Annotated in this window: 19 protein-coding genes; 12 read left to right on the top strand and 7 right to left on the bottom strand. The window is 32.1% G+C overall.

The annotated features are described in order from the left end of the window. The first annotated feature begins 271 nt into the window (after positions 1-271). On the top strand, positions 272-907 hold the full coding sequence (locus IW18_RS21450) for an HAD family hydrolase (protein WP_041520241.1): 636 nt from the start codon (positions 272-274) through the stop codon (positions 905-907). Positions 908-1,187: 280 nt separating this feature from the next. Beyond that, positions 1,188-3,134, top strand: a complete 1,947-nt coding sequence (locus IW18_RS21445) for a metallophosphoesterase family protein (protein ID WP_041520240.1) — start codon at positions 1,188-1,190, stop codon at positions 3,132-3,134. Between the two features lie 328 nt (positions 3,135-3,462). On the opposite strand, the gene IW18_RS21440 is transcribed toward IW18_RS21445, so the two are convergent. Continuing rightward, entirely contained in the window at positions 3,463-4,521 is a 1,059-nt protein-coding gene (locus IW18_RS21440; protein WP_041520239.1) for a phosphatidylinositol-specific phospholipase C1-like protein, read from the bottom strand. Positions 4,522-4,786: 265 nt separating this feature from the next. Between IW18_RS21440 and IW18_RS21435 the strand changes: the two genes are divergently transcribed. The 5 genes from IW18_RS21435 (at position 4,787) to IW18_RS21415 (ending at position 12,155) form a co-directional block, all read left to right on the top strand. Next, entirely contained in the window at positions 4,787-5,311 is a 525-nt protein-coding gene (locus IW18_RS21435; protein WP_041520238.1) for an RNA polymerase sigma-70 factor, read from the top strand. A gap of 83 nt (positions 5,312-5,394) precedes the next feature. Continuing rightward, a complete protein-coding gene (locus tag IW18_RS21430; protein ID WP_041520237.1) occupies positions 5,395-6,318 on the top strand; it encodes a FecR family protein in 924 nt (307 codons plus the stop codon). Between the two features lie 69 nt (positions 6,319-6,387). Continuing rightward, complete coding sequence (locus IW18_RS21425; RefSeq protein WP_041520236.1) at positions 6,388-9,672, top strand: SusC/RagA family TonB-linked outer membrane protein; 3,285 nt, start codon at positions 6,388-6,390, stop codon at positions 9,670-9,672. Between the two features lie 6 nt (positions 9,673-9,678). Next, positions 9,679-11,451 carry a RagB/SusD family nutrient uptake outer membrane protein gene (locus IW18_RS21420; protein WP_041520235.1) on the top strand — a complete coding sequence of 591 codons (1,773 nt, stop codon included), beginning with the start codon at positions 9,679-9,681 and terminating at the stop codon, positions 11,449-11,451. A gap of 323 nt (positions 11,452-11,774) precedes the next feature. After that, positions 11,775-12,155, top strand: coding sequence for a SpoIIAA family protein (locus tag IW18_RS21415; protein WP_041520254.1), 381 nt, complete (start codon positions 11,775-11,777; stop codon positions 12,153-12,155). A 105-nt stretch (positions 12,156-12,260) separates the two neighbouring features. On the opposite strand, the gene IW18_RS21410 is transcribed toward IW18_RS21415, so the two are convergent. From IW18_RS21410 to IW18_RS23260, 4 genes are all read right to left on the bottom strand, one after another. Next, complete coding sequence (locus tag IW18_RS21410) at positions 12,261-12,530, bottom strand: hypothetical protein (RefSeq protein ID WP_041520234.1); 270 nt, start codon at positions 12,528-12,530, stop codon at positions 12,261-12,263. A gap of 39 nt (positions 12,531-12,569) precedes the next feature. Beyond that, on the bottom strand, positions 12,570-12,965 hold the full coding sequence (locus IW18_RS21405; RefSeq protein ID WP_041520233.1) for a hypothetical protein: 396 nt from the start codon (positions 12,963-12,965) through the stop codon (positions 12,570-12,572). Positions 12,966-13,153: 188 nt separating this feature from the next. Next, complete coding sequence (locus IW18_RS21400; RefSeq protein WP_041520232.1) at positions 13,154-13,510, bottom strand: hypothetical protein; 357 nt, start codon at positions 13,508-13,510, stop codon at positions 13,154-13,156. A gap of 22 nt (positions 13,511-13,532) precedes the next feature. Continuing rightward, a complete protein-coding gene (locus IW18_RS23260; protein ID WP_160113222.1) occupies positions 13,533-13,682 on the bottom strand; it encodes a hypothetical protein in 150 nt (49 codons plus the stop codon). Positions 13,683-13,947: 265 nt separating this feature from the next. Here IW18_RS23260 and IW18_RS21395 point away from each other — a divergent pair, with 265 nt between their 5' ends. The 3 genes from IW18_RS21395 (at position 13,948) to IW18_RS21385 (ending at position 15,581) form a co-directional block, all read left to right on the top strand. After that, positions 13,948-14,346, top strand: a complete 399-nt coding sequence (locus IW18_RS21395) for a hypothetical protein (protein ID WP_041520231.1) — start codon at positions 13,948-13,950, stop codon at positions 14,344-14,346. Positions 14,347-14,484: 138 nt separating this feature from the next. After that, a complete protein-coding gene (locus tag IW18_RS21390; protein WP_041520230.1) occupies positions 14,485-14,958 on the top strand; it encodes a TlpA disulfide reductase family protein in 474 nt (157 codons plus the stop codon). A gap of 11 nt (positions 14,959-14,969) precedes the next feature. Then, positions 14,970-15,581, top strand: a complete 612-nt coding sequence (locus IW18_RS21385; protein WP_041520229.1) for a thioredoxin family protein — start codon at positions 14,970-14,972, stop codon at positions 15,579-15,581. Positions 15,582-15,632: 51 nt separating this feature from the next. On the opposite strand, the gene IW18_RS21380 is transcribed toward IW18_RS21385, so the two are convergent. After that, positions 15,633-16,367, bottom strand: coding sequence for an AAA family ATPase (locus IW18_RS21380; RefSeq protein WP_041520228.1), 735 nt, complete (start codon positions 16,365-16,367; stop codon positions 15,633-15,635). A 309-nt stretch (positions 16,368-16,676) separates the two neighbouring features. On the opposite strand from IW18_RS21380, the gene IW18_RS21375 reads away from it, so the two are divergent. Next, positions 16,677-16,910 (top strand): hypothetical protein, encoded by a 234-nt coding sequence (locus tag IW18_RS21375; RefSeq protein WP_041520227.1) that lies wholly within the window; start codon positions 16,677-16,679, stop codon positions 16,908-16,910. An 83-nt stretch (positions 16,911-16,993) separates the two neighbouring features. Beyond that, positions 16,994-17,254 carry a DUF2024 family protein gene (locus IW18_RS21370; protein WP_041520226.1) on the top strand — a complete coding sequence of 87 codons (261 nt, stop codon included), beginning with the start codon at positions 16,994-16,996 and terminating at the stop codon, positions 17,252-17,254. A 60-nt stretch (positions 17,255-17,314) separates the two neighbouring features. On the opposite strand, the gene IW18_RS21365 is transcribed toward IW18_RS21370, so the two are convergent. Further along, the gene (locus IW18_RS21365; protein ID WP_041520225.1) at positions 17,315-17,608 is read right to left on the bottom strand and encodes a DUF3861 domain-containing protein; all 294 of its coding nucleotides are present in this window, start codon (positions 17,606-17,608) and stop codon (positions 17,315-17,317) included. Positions 17,609-17,619: the final 11 nt, after the last annotated feature.

Here is a 17,619-nt window from a genome sequence, read left to right as displayed (position 1 = left end):
GAAAATTAGTTTTAAGAGAAACGGTTGAAAACACACATTATATTCCGTTAGAAATTATTCTGAAAGAGAATTATTTTCCTGCCAGAAAGAGTTAGTATTTGCCTAAAGATTAAATAGATTTTTTTTAGTTCCGAATAAACCCGACAGGTTTTAAAAACCTGTCGGGTTTGCTTTTTGTAATTTTATTAGAACTAGATCCTCTATTTTTTTGTAATTTACAATGCCTGCTTATAAAAGCAGGTTATTTATTAATTAAATGTAAATCAATACAATGGTTAAATGTATTATTTTCGATTGCGACGGAGTTCTTGTAGATACTGAAAAAATTGGTAACGGGATTTTGCTTTCCATGGCAGCCGAACTTGGTTTTGAAATGAAACTGGAAGATGCTTATCGCGATTTTAATGGTCGAAATTTAAAAGAATGTTTTCAGGAAATAGAAAAAGGTATTGGCAAAAAGCTTCCCGAAAGTTTTGAGCGCGATTATAGAGAAAGAAGTTTTGCAGCTTTTAAAACACAAGTGAAACCTATGGAGGGTATTGTCACTTTTTTAGAAAAACTAAAAATACCTTATTGTGTGGCTTCAAGCGGTCCTGTGGATAAAATTAGATTGAATCTTGAAGTGGCAGGCCTGTTAGATAAATTCGAGAATAAAATATATAGTGCTTACGAAATCAACAGTTGGAAACCAGATCCGGGAATTTTTCTGCATGCTGCCAAAGAAATGGGATTTGATGTTGCAGATTGTATTGTTGTCGAAGACAGTAAAGCAGGAGTAATGGCTGGAATACGTGGCGGATTTAAGGTTTATGGTTTTGCAAATGGATATAATAATGCCGATTTGGAACAAGAAGGTGCTATACTTTTTAATACTTACGAGGAGTTGAGTGCTCTTTTAAAATTTTAAGTTTGACTTTGACTTTAACCGCAAAGGGTGCAAAGTTATTGTAGGTTGAGGTTTTATAAAAAAACGCAAGGTTCGCAAAGCTGGTAATTGCTCTAGCTTTGCGAACTTTACGTTTGTATACTCAATGAAAAGTAAAAAACCTTGCGCTCTTTGCGGTAAAAATCAGCGTAAAGAGATAATAAACATTATCATTCGATAACAATAGGTTAAACATATTTGCGGTTTAAATTCATAAAATTGCGGACTTATTTTAGAAAGTCCCAATTTCAAAGCTTTACCTATGAATTTTAAAATCACATTTTATTACAAAAAATATTTCCTGATTCTTTTCCTAGTTTTTTTAAGTTCGAATATTTCAGCTCAAAAACAGAATAATCTTAATGGTGTTCAAATTGCTTTTTTATCTGATGTGCATTTGCAGGATTTATTCGGATCATTTTCGGATAGCGATTATAAAGGCGTTTTGAATCCGAAAACAGGTAAATATGTTTTAATGCGAACGATGGCTTCTCAATTGCATTCGACCCGAATTTTTAATGAAAACTATTTTGCCTTTATTGCCGCTTTAGAAGATATTGCAAAACGAAAGATAAAATACGTAGCACTTCCGGGAGATTATACAGATGATGGACAGCCGATACATGTACTTGGGTTAGAAAAAATCTTGAAGCAATACAGTAAGAAATACAATATTGAGTTTTTTATCACAACTGGAAATCACGATCCTGTGGGGCCTTTTGCGCAAGAATCCGGCAAAGAAGATTTTCTTGGCAAAGACGGAAAAAGTCAGCCCATTTATAGCAAAGAAGGGTTATATAAGTCAAACTTAACCACGGAACAACCTGTAGTTATCACGCAAGACATTGCTAAAATGGGGTATTTAGGAATTACGGATAACTTAAAAGATTTTGGTTTTTATCCAAATAAAAAAAACAAATTTTGGGCAACTCCATTTTCAACATATAATAGTCAAAATTATAGTTTCGAAAAAGCTTCTCAAGCCGCTTTATTATCCAATCGAGTTTATGAGGTTGCACCCGGATATGAAGTTCCGGATGTAAGTTATGTTGTAGAACCTGTAGACGGACTTTGGTTAATGGCAATTGATGGAAATGTATATATCCCAAAGAAAAAAGAAATAGTTGATCCTAAAGATTCTAAAAATTATAGTGAAGCAAGTACAGGTTACAATAATGTACTTTCGAACAAAAAGCATCTTATAAAATGGGTCGGAGAAATTTCGGCTCAAGCCAAACAACAAGGCAAGACATTAATTGCTTTTAGTCATTTTCCGATGATTGATTTTAATGATGATGCGTCGGCAGAAATTAAAGAATTGCTTGGACCAAATAAATGGCAATTAAACAGAGTTCCGGTAGAAGAAGTAGCGAAGACTTTTGCAGATGCGGGACTGAAAATTCATTTTGGTGGACATATGCATATTAATGATACAGGAATTCGCACGACAGAAAAAGGAAATACTTTGGTGAATATTCAAACGCCATCATTGGCAGCTTATATTCCGGCGTATAAATTATTGACAATTCAGAAAGATAATTTAGTTGATATTCAAACCATAACTATCGATAAGGTGCCAAGATACAATGAGCTTTTTGATTTGTACAAAATGGAATATCAGTTTTTAGAAAGTCAGCAAACAAAAGGTATTTGGAATATTGATATTTTGAAAACAAAAAACTACCATGATTTTACTGATTTTCATCTTAAAGAATTGGTTCGGTTAAGATTCTTAGCTGATGATTGGCCTGCTGCTTTCAAAGATTTTTTTCTGAATGTTTCTGCAAGTGAATTATTGATTTTGGCAAACATTCAATCTAAAAAAGATTTTGATGAGATCTTGAAAAATAAAGAAAATTTCAAAGAAGAATATTCAAAAGCAACACTAAACTTAAATAAAGTATTAGCCGAAAATAATCTTAAAATTGAAGATTTCAATTGGACTGGCTACGATTTTCTAGTTGATTTTTATCGTTTCAGAAGTGCAGATGAATTGGCTTTAGTTGATGTTGGAACAGCACGAGCAAAACAATACAAAATCTTGTCTCAAATGTTTTTTGAAAATTATAAAGAAGACACTTTAAAAGAAAAACCATTGCAAAATCAAGTACGATTGTTTCTAATCATCTTTAATAAATTTATGCATGAAGTTCCGGCAGATCATTTTTCTTATGATTTAAAAACGGGAGAGATTAAGGGTTTGAAATAAGTTTTCAGTCTCAGTCTCAGTTTTTAACCGCAAAGAACGCAAAGGTTTTTTGTCCTCCTGAGCGAAGTCGAAGGACACACAAGAAACTCTATAATTAAAACTGTCAATCTTTGTCGAGATACTATGTGTCCTTCGACTTCGCTCAGGAAGACAATCATTGCGATTATTAAAATAGAGAGTAAACAAAAAGTTCGCAAAGCTTTACCGTATAGCTTTGCGAACTTTGAGTTTAGGAACGTAATCTTAGATAAAAAACCTTTGCGTTCTTTGCGGTTAAATTTTTCATCATCTCAATCTGAAAACTGAGACTATAAACTGCGACTGAAAACTACTTACCATTAACCGGATTAACTCTCACATAAGTTCCGTCATCATACTTAATTTGATAAGGAGAATTAAAAATTGTACTTGGCAAATAATAATCCGTAGTGATGATTTGCGCTCCCGATTTTTTGGCTGCTTCAAAATGTGAGTAATCATTTGCTCGAGCTTCTTTAGTATCAGAGTCGGCCCTTGTTCGTATGATGTAACCTTTCTTGACTAAATCAGTTATTGTAGCATCTTCAGAATTGTTTCTAAATAAAGTTGCAGCTTCGGGTTTTCCAGGTTCAGCATTGATAAAAATGGCACGACCTTTTAATGATGGATGATTTAAAGCGTACAAATCTCTTTTAGCGCCGTTATTGTCTAAAATAAACAAAAACTTGCCTTTAGCTTTTTTAAGAGTTGGCCAATTGTTGTTTAAAACCGCTTCTTCAAGAGTTTTGTATTTTCCTCGAACCATATCTGGCGTGATTAGTTTATTTCCTAAACCTTTTCGAAGTTCTTTGTCTAAGGCATCAAATAATTCTGGTGTAAATTTCTCGGCTTTTGTACCTAAGTAACTATCATCATCTTTTGGTTCTAAAGTAATAAAAACCGGAACATGATCAGGATTAGCATCAGACCATTTTTTTAGTTCTGCAAGACAGCTTTGAAGCGTGTAACAAGAAGTTCTAAAATCGATATCAATCATATGAAAGACTTTAAAACCAGGTTTTTTCATTTCTCCTTTTGGGTCATATGCTTCCTGCGATTTTGCGAGATCTAAACCCTTCGGGTGTGTAAATTTTCCGCCTTTAGAATCGCCTTGAACGTCAATTTCAAGATTTCGCAAACCTTTATTTAATTGTTCTGTAATGCCAATGTGCGTGTATTGTAAACCTTTTAAAGAACGAGAAGTATCTTTTGCCTGTATAAAATCGTACAAATCGGTTTCAATCGCTTGTCGGTAACTGTTATGAGAACCAATAACTTGAATTTGATTGATTTTTAAAGTATCATTTTGTGCCTGAACGTTGCTATTTATCGCACTGGCAAGAATTAAAGAAAACAGAATTTGTTTCATTTTTTTAAAGTGTAAAAATTATTAATACCGTGGACGCAGCATTATTAAAACACCTTTTTTTAGAGTGAACCAAATTAAGTACTGTACTTGATTTTTATGTTAGTTAAAGAAAAAGAAATCGCAAACCGATTGTCATTTTTAGCGAAAAATAGTAGTATTTATACAGCAAAAGAGTTCTTTATTTAATTTAAAGTTAACCTTCAGACAAAAAACTTTGGTATAACATTTTATTATTTTACATCACCAAATAGTCCCACAATAAGTTATGAAAAACCCTGAAATTTTCGAAAAAACGTATAATGAATACTGGAAAAAGCTAAATGCATTTTCGTATACGATGACTCAGGATAAAGACTTGGCGCAGAACATTGTTCAGGATGTTTTTATAGATTTATGGGAACGAAAAGAGGAGGTAAATATAAATGCTATTGAACCTTATTTGTTTCGTGCCGTAAAAAATCAGGTCTTCAAACATTATCAAAATAATAGGTTTGATAAGACGATTTTAGAAGATCAGTTTGAGGATTACATTATTGATAATTTTGCGACAATTGATCCTGAATTAATGGATTTGCTTTATGCCGCATTAGATAAACTTCCGGAGAAAAGAAAAGAAGTTTTATTAATGTATAAATTTCAAGATATGTCGATTGATCAAATTGCTGATGAACTTGGTATTTCGAAACAAACGGTGAAAAATCAAATTTCTTCGGCCTTAAAACAATTACGTGAAGGCTTAAAAGACCTGGCTTGGTTGGTTCCGTACCTTATTTTACATCAAAAGTTTTAAGATAACTTTCTGTTGATGTTTTCATAATATTTCCCGATAGTACGATTTCGTGATTCTGGTACTTAGTTATAACAACAAGTATTATGATAAAAAGAATCAAACATAGTTTAGAACATCTTATAGATAAAAGTTCTCGAAATAAAACTTCAATTGCAGAAGAAAATCTTCTGAATGATTTTGCTTTTACTCAATATCAAAATTCAAAATGGAATGAAATTTCAATGGGAAATCCTGATGAAGTTTCACGAAATATATACGAAGATATTCAACTTCGAATAGGAAAGAAAAAAACTTTCAATCCTTATTTAAAATACATGGCAGCTGCCAGTATAATTTTTCTAGTTGGTTTAGGATTCTTTTTTAAACCGAGCCTTTCAACTGAAAAGCAATTATCATTTAAAACTTCGTCGATCCCCAAATCTATCAAACTAAGTGATGGTTCGAAAATTTATCTGGCAGCAAATTCATCATTTCAATATCCTGAAAAGTTTGAGGGAGACGAAAGAAAAGTTTCGCTATTAAAAGGAAATGCTTTTTTTGAAATTGCCAAAGACAAAAAGCATCCTTTTATTATTGCTTCGGGCGAAATTAAAACAAAAGTGGTTGGAACTTCATTTCACATTCAATTGTCTAAAGAAAAATGTGAAGTGATTGTACTTACCGGAAAAGTAAATGTTACTTCAAAAGGGCAGAGCGTTGATTTGGTACCAAATGAACAAGCTTTGTTTCAATCTCAAAAATTAACCAAACAATTGGCTGATAAGGCCTTTTTAGTGAATTGGTATGCAACAGATATCACACTAAATCAAACTACACTTAAACAAGTAATTACCATTTTACAATATAAATACGGAGTTTCATTTGAATATGATAATGAACAAGTATTAGCAATGCCGTTAACGGTATTCATAAAGAAGGACGCATCATTAGAGAATGTTTTAGAGCAAATAAATTATATCACAAACCTAAAATTTAAAGTTTATGGCGAAATAGTAAAAGTGAATTAAAAAAAAAGCAGTTGCTGAGAACAACTGCGATTAATAATTAAGTATCGATAAAAACCAATAACTTAAATCATGTATTTTAAACTTACCTATTTAAATCTAAAGAGAATCGTCTTTTTAGTACTAGCGTTACTGACCCTTCAGTCCGGTTACAGTAAAACTAATGTGTTAGAGAATTCAAAAGTAAAAAATAAAATAGAAAAAGCGACACTTGTCTCTATTTTTTCAAAACTAAGCAAACAAACCGATTACAAATTTAGTTACGGACAAGCTATTATTGCTGATAATAAGATTTATACAGTCGATTATTCTGATGAATCAGTAACGTTAATTTTAAACGATCTTTCGAAAAAAGCTAATTTCAATTATAATATAAACGGAAAATTAGTTTTAATTCAAAAATCAGAAACACCTAAACCTGTAACTCCAAAAAGTGTGGACAGAGTGAAAGTAAAGGGAAAAGTTGTGGATGAGAACAAAGTGCCAATTCCGGGTGCAAGTATTTTAGAAACAAGTACTTCAAATTCTACCGTTTCTGATTTTGACGGAATATTTGAAATTACAATTGGAGAAGGAAAAACACTTCAGGTTTCGTATGTAGGTTATAAAACAAAAACAGTTGTAGTTCAAAATGGTTTCATGACAGTTCAGTTAGAACCAGATACGGCGGAGCTAAACGAAGTTTTGGTTGTAGGTTACGGTAAACAATCTAAAAAAGATGTTACGGGAGCAGTAACACAATTAGAAGCTGCGAATTTTAAACAAGGAATCAACATTTCGCCAGATAATTTATTGCAGGGAAAAGTAGCTGGAGTTCGTGTTGTTAGTACAAGCGGAGAACCTGGTGCGGGTGTAAATGTTACAATTCGTGGAGTTGGATCTATTAGAAGCGGAAGTACACCTTTGTTTGTTGTCGATGGAGTTCCGTTGGCAAATGACGATGTGAGCCCATCAGGAACAAACGTTGGTTTTGGAGCTTCTGCGGCAAAAAATCCGCTGAACTTTTTAAACAGTAGCGATATCGAATCGATTACAGTTCTTAAAGATGCATCTGCGGCAGCGATTTATGGTGCGAGAGGATCTAACGGAGTTGTTTTGGTTACAACCAAAAAAGGATCTAAAGGCGATGCTACATTAACTTTTGATAGTTATACAGGACTTTCGACTGTAGCAAATAAGCTAGATGTTTTAAGTGCATCTCAATATAGAAGTGCTATAAAAGAACCTGCTTTTGACCATAAAGGAAATACAGATTGGCAAGATGTAATTTACAGAACAGCAATTACAAAAAACAATTCATTGTCATTTTCTAAACAAACAGAATCTGGAAACTATTATGCTTCAGTAGCGCAAATGGATCAGGAAGGAATTGTTCGTAATAGTAATTTCAAACGTATGTCGGGTAGAATTAACGCTGCAGAGTCGTTTTTGGATAACAAACGTTTAAAGGTAAAAGTAAATCTTACGGCGAGTGAAACCAGAGATGACGGTGTACCTACAAGTGATGACGGTGGTTCAAACGGTCAGTTGATTGTACATACTTTAATGGCAAACCCAACAAGATCTGTTTTTGATGCAAACGGAAAGTATACCAACTTTAATATGAACGCGCATTATAATCCGGCTTATTTATTAAGTATCTATGAGGATCAAACGCGTACATTGAGAGTTTTAGGAAATTTAGAAACGTCATTAAGAATTGTTGACGGATTGGAATATAAATTAAACATTGGTATTGATCGCTCTATGGCAGAGAGAAATACGACGATTTATCCAAACGTTACAGATTTAAATCCAAAAGGAAAATATGTTCAGAACAATTTAGATTCAAAGAACTCTTTGGTCGAACATTATTTAACGTACAATCTTGCGTTGAACAAACATAAAATGGAAGTTTTGGGTGGTTTCTCGTATCAAAAATTCGAAAGATCAGGAACAGCTTTTAGTATCGATGGAATTTCAGGTCAGGGAACAGGAGTAAAACCTTCTATTAATCCTGGATTTGCAGGAACACAATCCGGAACTACAGGTTATGCTCAGGAAAATGAATTGCAATCTTATTTTGGAAGGGTTAATTATACTTTCAACAACAAGTATCTTTTAACGGCTTCGATGAGAGCTGACGGTTCGACTCGTTTTGGACAAAATAACAAATACGGTTACTTTCCTTCATTTGCCTTAGGATGGAATGTGTTTAAAGAAAGTTTCTTAGAAAATGTTTCGGCAGTTAGCAACTTAAAAGTAAGAGCAAGTTGGGGACAAACCGGAAATCAAGAGGTTGAAAATAAAATTACGCAAGCAAGTTATTCTCTTTCTGGAGCAGATGGATATTATTTATACAATGATTTGAATTTGGTAAACGGAGTTTCAGTAAACAGAACACCAAATCCAAATTTAAAATGGGAAGTTGTAACGCAATATAATCTTGGTTTAGACTTTAGTTTTTGGAATGATAAATTCTACGGAACTTTAGATTATTTCAATAAAACAACTACAGATGCGATTTTAAATGTTCCATCTCAGGCTTTGAGTCCAACAACTACAATCTGGACAAATATTGATGGAGAAATTGTGAATAAAGGTTTTGAAATTATGTTAGGTTCAAAATTAGTTGAAACTAAAAACTTCACTTGGAGTATTGATGCAAATGGAGCTACGTTAAGAAATAAAATTGAGAATCTTCCGGTTTCAGAAATCTTAACAGGAACTATTTCTGGTCCAGGTCAATCTGGAGTAAATGCTAATATTTACAAAAGCGGATATGCTGCAGGTTCATTCTACTTATTAGAGCATATTGGTTTTGATGCAAATGGAGCGAATGTTTTTAAAGATCAAAACGGAGATGGTAAAATTGATAATAGCGACAGAATTATTATCGAAGGTGCATTGCCAACTTTTTACTACGGATTTAATAGTGATATGAGATACAAAAACTTTAGTTTTTCATTTTCTATCATCGGACAAACAGGCGGATATTTGCTAAACAATACAGGTTTAAATGCTTTAAACATAAACAATTTGGCATCTGACCGAAATGTAGCTACAGGATATTATGAGTCTGGTGCAAACCCAACAAACTCACCAATTTTATCAACGTTGTTTTTAGAGAAATCAGACTTTATCAGATTGAATACAGCACGTATTGGTTACAATTTTGACTTAAAAGGTGTGAATTGGATAAACGGATTGACGCTTTACGTAACAGGTCAAAACTTAATTACAATTACAAACTATTCTGGTTATGATCCTTTAATCAATAGTCCAAAATCAAACGGAGGAAATCAATCTATTGGTATTGATTATGCTAGTTACCCAACTTCTAGAACATTTAGTTTTGGAGCAACTTTAAAATTATAATTTATTATGAAAACAAATACATTTTTTAATATAAAAGTAATAACGGTATTCTCATTTATCTGGTTGTTTACCGGTTGTACCAATCTTGATGAGGTGGTGCTTGATGAGGTATTAGGAGACAATGCTTCAAATCCTGCCGGAGCGCTTGCAGCAGCTTATGACAGGTTAGGAGACGGAACTTTTGTAGATCATGGTGGTGTTTTTTCTTTACAAGAATATACTACAGATGAGGCTATTTTACCAACTCGTGGAAGTGACTGGGGAGATGGAGGAAAATGGAGAGATATGCATGAGTTTACTTGGAAGTCTGATAATGCAATTGTAGGTAGTAACTGGAATTTATTGACCAATGGTATCACACGATCTTTAACAGCAATTCAATCTGTTGAAGAAAGCTCAATTTCGCAAAAGAAGTTATTTTTAGCAGAAGCAAAAGGACTTTTAGCATATTATTTGTACACCACTTTAGATTTGTACGGGCAAGCACCATACAGAGATCCAATGAATCCAAGCGCGCCATTGCAAATTTTAAAAGCCGATACTCAAATTGATAAATTAATTACTGATGTTGAAGCTTTAATTCCTGATTTGGCTGATCTTGGAGAGCAACAAACCCATAACGGGCGTTTTACAAAGCAAGCAGCATATGGTTTTTTAAGTGTTATGTATTTAAATCGTGCTGTGTTTAAAGATCGTTTTAATACGTCTTCAAATTTTAATTTTAATGAGCCTGCCGTAACCGGATCAACAGGAACAGATATGGATCGTGTAATTTATTATACATCATTATTAATTAATTCAGGAAAGTTTAGTTTAGAAAGTGATTACTTTAAAAACTTTGCAAGAGACAATAATAACGGAAAAGAATTAATTTTTGCGATCACTCAAAAAATAGATTACATCCGTAACGGTTCAAACAGTTTTGCTTACGTATGTATGGAGCGTAACCAGAGAACATCGGCAGCAAATAGAGGAACAAACGCAGCTTGTACAACTCCGGAATTCTACGCAACTTGGGATGGAAATCATGAAGACCCAAGATTCAATCAAGCTTATCAATATTCTGATGGAACATGGTTTACAAACGACGGTACAACGCCAAGTGTTCCTGCAACAGATATTGTACCTAAAAGTACAAATCTACCTTGGTTTCATTTTACAAGAGGTATTGTAGCCGGACCACAATTTGGCCCAATATTATTACCTTCAGGTTCTCTAGAAATGGTTGGTAATCGTATTAAAGTTTCTCCGTTATATATGGAAAAAAGTACCACTACAAGAATGGATTTTACGCCATCTTTAACCTTTAAGAATCCAACTCAGGCAGTTTTTGCACAAAACGAAATCAATCAGGGAGCACGTATTTTTAAATATGAATTTGATCCTGAAGGAGGAAACGGAAATAGTAATGTCGATATTCCATTATTTCGTTTAGGGGGAATGTACACAATGAGAGCTGAAGCTTATTTTAGAAAAGGAAGTGCAGCATTAGCGATGGATGATCTTAATAAATTACGTACAAGCAGAAAAAGAGAATCTCTATATGGAGGTGTTTCCGGTAAAGCATTAACATCATTAAATGCAACGCAATTGTACAACGAAATAGGTTTCGAATTGTACTGGGAATTGTATAGAAGACCGCAAATGATCCGTTTTGGTAAGTTTGATTTACCAGGAACTGCAAAACCTGCATCAGAACCTTTTAGAAGAGTATTCCCAATTCCGCAAGGAGTAATAGATGTTACCAAAGAATTCAAACAAAATCAAGGATATAATTAAAGTTTCGTGTTAGTGTGTTTATTTATTTTTTTTACAAAAAGCCTGTTTCGAAAGAAACGGGCTTTAGTTTTTATATACCAGTATCTAGTAAGTGTTTGAAGATCTAAGTTTTAACTTTCATATAATAGAACATAAGGCTAAACCTTTGTACCTTTATGACTTATAAATTAAAAGCCTTAAAAATATAGTTATTGTATAAAAATGCGATTAGAAATAGATATTATTTGAATTGAGATCTGCAAGTACTAGTGATAAGATTTTGTATTCAAATATGAAATGTGGACGACTTAAAATTAGTAACAATTCAAAAAAACAAGAATATCATGATACATCAAATTGACACTACTGATAATATAGTAGCTTTTCGAGCATTGGCAGAAGTAACAAATGAAGATTTTTTAAGTGTAGTTATTCCTGCAGTTGAACATTTGGTAAAGCAAACCAACGAAATTAATTTTTTATTAGTTTTAGATACAGATAATGATGCTCAAAGTTTTTCGTCTGGAGCTTGGTTGCAAGAAGCTTTGCTAGGATTAAAACATTTAGGAAAATGGAATAGAGCTGCAATAATTTCAGATTCTGAAGAAATCATTTCTTTTACTAACGGTTTTAGCTACGTAGTTCCGGGAGAATTTCACGGTTTTAAAAAAGAAAATTTTAATAAAGCCCTAAATTGGGTCGAAGGGAATATTAATATTTCTTAAAGTAAATCTTTTTGATTCAGGTTTTCTTTGTTTCAAATTGTCTTAGGTATTATAAAGATTACTTAAAACTCGAAACAAAGAAAACGTGAAACTTATAAACAAAAATTAGTGATTGTATTCGATACCACTACTATCTGTAATTTCTTTTTTTGCTTTATGATTTTTAGACAACTGCTTATAACAAGCCGATGCCAATAATGGTAATGCTAGACTTCCAACAACTGCGGCAGTTTTATTTTGTCCTGTTTTTTTTAAAACAGCACCAACTAAAAGCGAACCTACTCCGGCCAAAACCAAATTTTTTACAGAAAGTTTAGAAGGCGGATTTGGTGTAATTCCGTGTAATAGAGGGTCTATAAAATTTAATTTTTCCATGATTTTAATAATTTATTTAATTAAACGTGTTTGTATTTACTAAGATAGTTTCTCACTATCAACTTCATTTTCAATTTTTTCAATTTCGACTTTTTCTTTTTTTATAGCCTGTCTCAGCAATGCAAAAAGACTCATATAGATATTTGCCATAAAAATAAGCGAAAATCCTGCCAAAATATATCCTCGCCAATCATTTAGCAAAAGTTTATAATTACAAAGTATCAAAAAAGCAATTGTAACATAATGACTAAAACAATATTCGCATGTAAACAAATAAAACGCTTTTCTCGTCAAAAGATACCTATCATTTTTAGAATGCTTTGTGCACCATTCACGAGGTTCTTTAAATATTTCTTCGTGCGTTACCGTCCAGCTAATACAAGCTATTGGAAGAGCCAAAACAAACAACCAGACAATTTGAATTGTTAAATCCATGATACAAATGCATTTACTCAGTCTATTTTAATTTATCCAAAACAGATATTTTTAAAATTACTTAAATTCAACTTAGTAACATTATATAGTTTTGGACATTTGTTATAAAATTTCATTCTAAATTTAAAAAAAATAACCGTTAAAGCTTATGTCTTTAACGGTTATTTAAGTGTAATATGTCATAATGTCTAAAATTTTTCCGGATTTAAACTCGGAAAAGGATCGTGTGTTACTTCTTGTAAATCCTCATCCAAATCATCCTCGTCTTCTTCTTTTAAATCATCCTCATCCTCCTCATCCTCATCAAGGTCATCAGATTCCTGATCATTTGTAATTTGATCTTCATCGTTTACTATTGGTTCTTCGCCAGGATTATTTTCATTTCTGTTATAATCATTAGTTTGATGATTTATATCATCAATAAACTCTTCCTGATTTTGATGTTTATCGTTTTGATAGTTATTTTCTTTATCGATAAGAGTATCTAAGTCTTGATTAAAATCACGATTATCTTGATCGTAATTTTGATTGTTTCCATTTCCCATAGTTATTATACTTTAGAATTAATTACTTTTTTGTTGTCGTAGGTTTTTTATCGTCTTTTTCATTGTGCTTAACTTCTCTTTTTGGAGAGGTTTCTTTTTTATCTATTTTTTTGTCCATAGATTTTGCACCAGAAGTTGAAGTGCTGCTGCTTTTTTGATCTGTAGTTTTCATGATATTTTTTTTAGTTTGTTATTATACAAATCTAGCTTCTAATGCTTCGTAACTATTTATAGAAAAACAGAATGTAATTGTATAATTAACAGTTGGTTATGATGTAATTTTTCTATTTAATGATATAACTTGTAAAATGAAGTAAAATTTTATTTTTTTACTTCAGAAAAGCGGTTAACAATCTATTTAATAAAATATTAATTTTGTCAAAAAAAAGAAAACTTCTAAGATAAAATCGAAACACATAATTAAACAATAAAGAAACATGAAAAAGCTGTTTTTTGTTTTACTGTTGCTCTTACAAATCCCAACCACTTTTGGAAATAACCAAAGTGAAGATCCTTCATCAAAAAAAATAATTGGTACATGGTACACAGATACCAATCGAAGTACAAAATGGGTATTTACTCCGGATGGAAAGGTTTACAATTATAACAAAGACCGTTTTCAGGTAATGTATCGCTATAGAATTTCGAATAGTTGCCAGAACAACTCAGATGATACTACTGAATTTATAACTTTAATGGACAGAGATGCTAATGAATATTGCTTTAGAATCAATTCAATAAATGTGAATAAAAACGGGATTTTATCACTTACTAAAATGGATAATATGGAGCAATTATTGTTTGTTAACGATATCAATTTAAAAATAACAAACTAGTTTTCCAGAATTATCTTGAGTTTCAGTAAAAGCTTAATCTAATTTCAACTTATTTGATATTAGGCTTTTATTAACAAAAACTAAAATTTCATTCGGTTATATTTGTAAGACACAAATTTATTCTAAGCACTTTACCCTATGAAAATCAAGTCAGTTTATATTTTTTTACTGTTCATTTTTACGACATCGGCTTTTAGCCAAAATGTAAAATTGATAAATATTGATCAGCTGAATGAACGAATAAAAAAAGGGAAAGACAGTACTTATGTCGTTAACTTTTGGGCGACTTGGTGCGCGCCTTGCGTTAAAGAATTACCTCATTTTGAAAAGCTGAGTGCAGAACATAAATCAGATAAATTAGCGGTTTTATTAATAAGTCTGGATTTTAAATCAAAACTTGCTTCGAACGTGATTCCATTTGTGAAAAGAAAAAACTTAAAGAATAAAGTTTTTTTGTTTAATGAAAGTAGCCCGCAGGAATTTATAGATCGAATTGATCCATCATGGTCAGGAGGTATTCCGGCAACACTTTTTATTAAAAATGATAAACGAAAATTTGTCGAAAGCGAATTTACCTACGAACAATTATTAGCTGAATATAAAAAACTGTAAATCCATAAACCATGAAAAAAATAATTCTTTTATTAGTATTAGCATTCTCTGCCTTTATTGCTCAGGCACAAACAGCAACTCTTAAAGCCGGAGATACCGCACCAGATTTTAAACTTAAAAATGTAAATAATAAAGAAGTTTCTTTTGCCAGTTTTCCAAAAGCAAAAGGTTTTATTGTTGTTTTTACTTGTAATACGTGTCCTTATGCTGTAGGTTACGAACAAAGAATTATCGATTTAGATAAAAAATTCAGTTCGCAGGGATATCCAGTAATTGCGATAAATCCAAACGATCCAGAAGCTTCAAAAGCAGATGCGTTTGATAAAATGCAGGATTTGGCAAAACAGAAAAAATATCCTTTCCCGTATTTATTTGATGCAGGACAAAAGGTTACAGATGCATATGGTGCAAAACACACACCGCATATTTTTATTGTTTCTAAGACTTCAAAAGGTAATGTTATAGAATATGTTGGTGCAATTGATAATGATCCAGAGGGAACTAAAGCAGAAAAAATAAAATATGCCGAAGATGTTATTGCAGCATTAAAAAGCAATCAAAAGCCAGCCGTTACACAAACTAAAGAAATTGGCTGCTCCGTAAAAAGAAAAGCAAAAGCTTAAACTGGATAAGTTTATAAAAGAAAAAACGCCTCAATTTTTTGAGGCGTTTTTTTATGCTATTGTTTCGTTGAGCTGCTGTTGTTCAAGAAGTTCAAGCTCGGCAATAATTTGTCTTTTCATTGTGGTATGAATATAATCTTTTGCTTCGGCATAGGAGATATTATATGTACGTGGAATATCTTGTAAATGATCCGGAAAATGAAACAGTAATTTATCGTAATAAATATCAAGCTCTTCATTATTTGGCATTTCAAATTTTAAACGAATCTGAAATCTTCTTAAAATCGCTTTGTCAATACTATTATAAAAATTGGTGGCACAAATAAGTAAAGTGTCTGCAGGCAAATAATCAATTAATTGAATTATGGTGTTTGCCAAACGTTTCATTTCGCCAACATCCGTATCTTCGGCATCTCTGCTTTTGCCAATTTGGTCAAATTCGTCTAGAAATAAAACGGCTCTTTCGCGACTGGCTTTATCAAAAACAGCCTTAACATTTTTAGATGTTTCACCAATTCGCGAACTAATTAAAGTACTTAAATTAATAATGACAATATTTTTGTTTAATGCCGTTGCAATGGCTTTTGCAGTAGTTGTTTTACCACATCCGGAATAGCCGTGAAGCAGTATTTTATGATCGACCTTAAGATTGTATTTTTTTAATTCGTCAATATATTTATGCTCTTTTATAGTTTGCAATAATGCAGTTTTATTCTCTTCGCTAAAAAGTAAATCGTTCAGAGCGATTTTTTCAGTATCATTTACAACAAGTTCGTACAGATTCATTTGAGATTTATTTGATGCAAAATTATGTTTTATTCCTACCCGTTGGATGCAATTCTAAATATTTTATTTAAACAGATAGAAACATAGATTTTATACCTGGAAAAGAATACAAAAAGAAACACATTTCTTTAACACAGCTGCAAATTTAGATAGAATGTAAACTATGAGCAAGATCCAGTTTTTAGTATTTAAAATAGTCCAGATTGCGCTTTAAACTGGACCAGAAAGGTGTTATAAATCGGAAAACTGGATTATTTACCCGCGTCATGTTCTATCTAATTTTGTAGTGAAAATTAAAACTCTATTAAAATGAAAAAATCAATTTTTTATCATGCCGGTTGTCCGGTTTGTGTAAGTGCTGAACAAGATATTTTAAATCTAATAAATACTTCAGAAATTGAAGTAGTTAATCTTGGCGAAGATAAATCTAGAATTCCTGAAGCTCAAAAAGCAGGATTATTGTCTGTTCCTGCATTGGTAACTCCAAACGGAAATGTGTTGCACATTAATTTTGGTGCTTCAATGGCAGATGTAATTGGATAAGTATAACGACCTCTCTAAATTTTTTGGAGAGGTTTTTAAATTGATGTCAAAAACTAATTTTAGTTCTATAAAAAAAAAATAAGATGAAAGTAGCAGTATGGGATACTTATGTAACCCGAAAAGATGGAAAAATTATGCATTTTGATATTCTCGTAAATGAGAGTGATAAGGCAGACCAGGTTTTTGAATATGGTAAAAATTACCTTAAAACAATTTCTCAGGAAGGGCAGGTTTTAACTTCAAAAGAATGTAAGTTTTGCCATATTGATAAAGCTCCTGAAGCGATAGAAAATCAGATTTTAAAAAATGGATTCTCTATTATCGAAATGGAAAATTGTAATTGATTGTTTTTTAATCAAACAAAAAAAGAGCCAAACTTATTGATTAGTTTGGCTGTTTTGATTTTACATGCTTTTAAGTTTTTTCATAAATACAGGAAAGACTTCGTTCAATTCATCAAACAAAGGATTCTTGCGATGTTTGAGTTTTATTTCTCCAAATAATTTAAGACCCAACGCAAATTGTGTTGCTTCTTGATCGTTATCAAATAAGTTCTTTTCTTTTATTCTTTCGATGATACTAAAAATTTCATCGTGATTGTCAAATTCTATTCCAAGTTCTTTTGCTGGAGTAGTTTCACCATTTGCATATTGTTTTAGACTTAATGTCAAATAATATTTGTTTGATCTTTTTTCCATGGGGTATTATA

This window comes from Flavobacterium hibernum (assembly GCF_000832125.1).
In the GTDB taxonomy this organism is placed as follows: Bacteria; Bacteroidota; Bacteroidia; order Flavobacteriales; family Flavobacteriaceae; genus Flavobacterium; species Flavobacterium hibernum.
The sequence above is the reverse complement of the archived record's forward strand: the minus strand, read 5'-3'. Positions and strand labels throughout refer to the sequence as shown.

What these genes read in the sequence shown, in the direction of transcription:
- IW18_RS21450 (WP_041520241.1), top strand. Translation starts at nt 272, where the DNA reads ATGGTTAAATGTATTATTTTCGATTGCGACGGAGTTCTTGTAGATACT.
- IW18_RS21445 (WP_041520240.1), top strand. Translation starts at nt 1,188, where the DNA reads ATGAATTTTAAAATCACATTTTATTACAAAAAATATTTCCTGATTCTT.
- IW18_RS21440 (WP_041520239.1), bottom strand. Translation starts at nt 4,521, where the DNA reads ATGAAACAAATTCTGTTTTCTTTAATTCTTGCCAGTGCGATAAATAGC.
- IW18_RS21435 (WP_041520238.1), top strand. Translation starts at nt 4,787, where the DNA reads ATGAAAAACCCTGAAATTTTCGAAAAAACGTATAATGAATACTGGAAA.
- IW18_RS21430 (WP_041520237.1), top strand. Translation starts at nt 5,395, where the DNA reads ATGATAAAAAGAATCAAACATAGTTTAGAACATCTTATAGATAAAAGT.
- IW18_RS21425 (WP_041520236.1), top strand. Translation starts at nt 6,388, where the DNA reads ATGTATTTTAAACTTACCTATTTAAATCTAAAGAGAATCGTCTTTTTA.
- IW18_RS21420 (WP_041520235.1), top strand. Translation starts at nt 9,679, where the DNA reads ATGAAAACAAATACATTTTTTAATATAAAAGTAATAACGGTATTCTCA.
- IW18_RS21415 (WP_041520254.1), top strand. Translation starts at nt 11,775, where the DNA reads ATGATACATCAAATTGACACTACTGATAATATAGTAGCTTTTCGAGCA.
- IW18_RS21410 (WP_041520234.1), bottom strand. Translation starts at nt 12,530, where the DNA reads ATGGAAAAATTAAATTTTATAGACCCTCTATTACACGGAATTACACCA.
- IW18_RS21405 (WP_041520233.1), bottom strand. Translation starts at nt 12,965, where the DNA reads ATGGATTTAACAATTCAAATTGTCTGGTTGTTTGTTTTGGCTCTTCCA.
- IW18_RS21400 (WP_041520232.1), bottom strand. Translation starts at nt 13,510, where the DNA reads ATGGGAAATGGAAACAATCAAAATTACGATCAAGATAATCGTGATTTT.
- IW18_RS23260 (WP_160113222.1), bottom strand. Translation starts at nt 13,682, where the DNA reads ATGAAAACTACAGATCAAAAAAGCAGCAGCACTTCAACTTCTGGTGCA.
- IW18_RS21395 (WP_041520231.1), top strand. Translation starts at nt 13,948, where the DNA reads ATGAAAAAGCTGTTTTTTGTTTTACTGTTGCTCTTACAAATCCCAACC.
- IW18_RS21390 (WP_041520230.1), top strand. Translation starts at nt 14,485, where the DNA reads ATGAAAATCAAGTCAGTTTATATTTTTTTACTGTTCATTTTTACGACA.
- IW18_RS21385 (WP_041520229.1), top strand. Translation starts at nt 14,970, where the DNA reads ATGAAAAAAATAATTCTTTTATTAGTATTAGCATTCTCTGCCTTTATT.
- IW18_RS21380 (WP_041520228.1), bottom strand. Translation starts at nt 16,367, where the DNA reads ATGAATCTGTACGAACTTGTTGTAAATGATACTGAAAAAATCGCTCTG.
- IW18_RS21375 (WP_041520227.1), top strand. Translation starts at nt 16,677, where the DNA reads ATGAAAAAATCAATTTTTTATCATGCCGGTTGTCCGGTTTGTGTAAGT.
- IW18_RS21370 (WP_041520226.1), top strand. Translation starts at nt 16,994, where the DNA reads ATGAAAGTAGCAGTATGGGATACTTATGTAACCCGAAAAGATGGAAAA.
- IW18_RS21365 (WP_041520225.1), bottom strand. Translation starts at nt 17,608, where the DNA reads ATGGAAAAAAGATCAAACAAATATTATTTGACATTAAGTCTAAAACAA.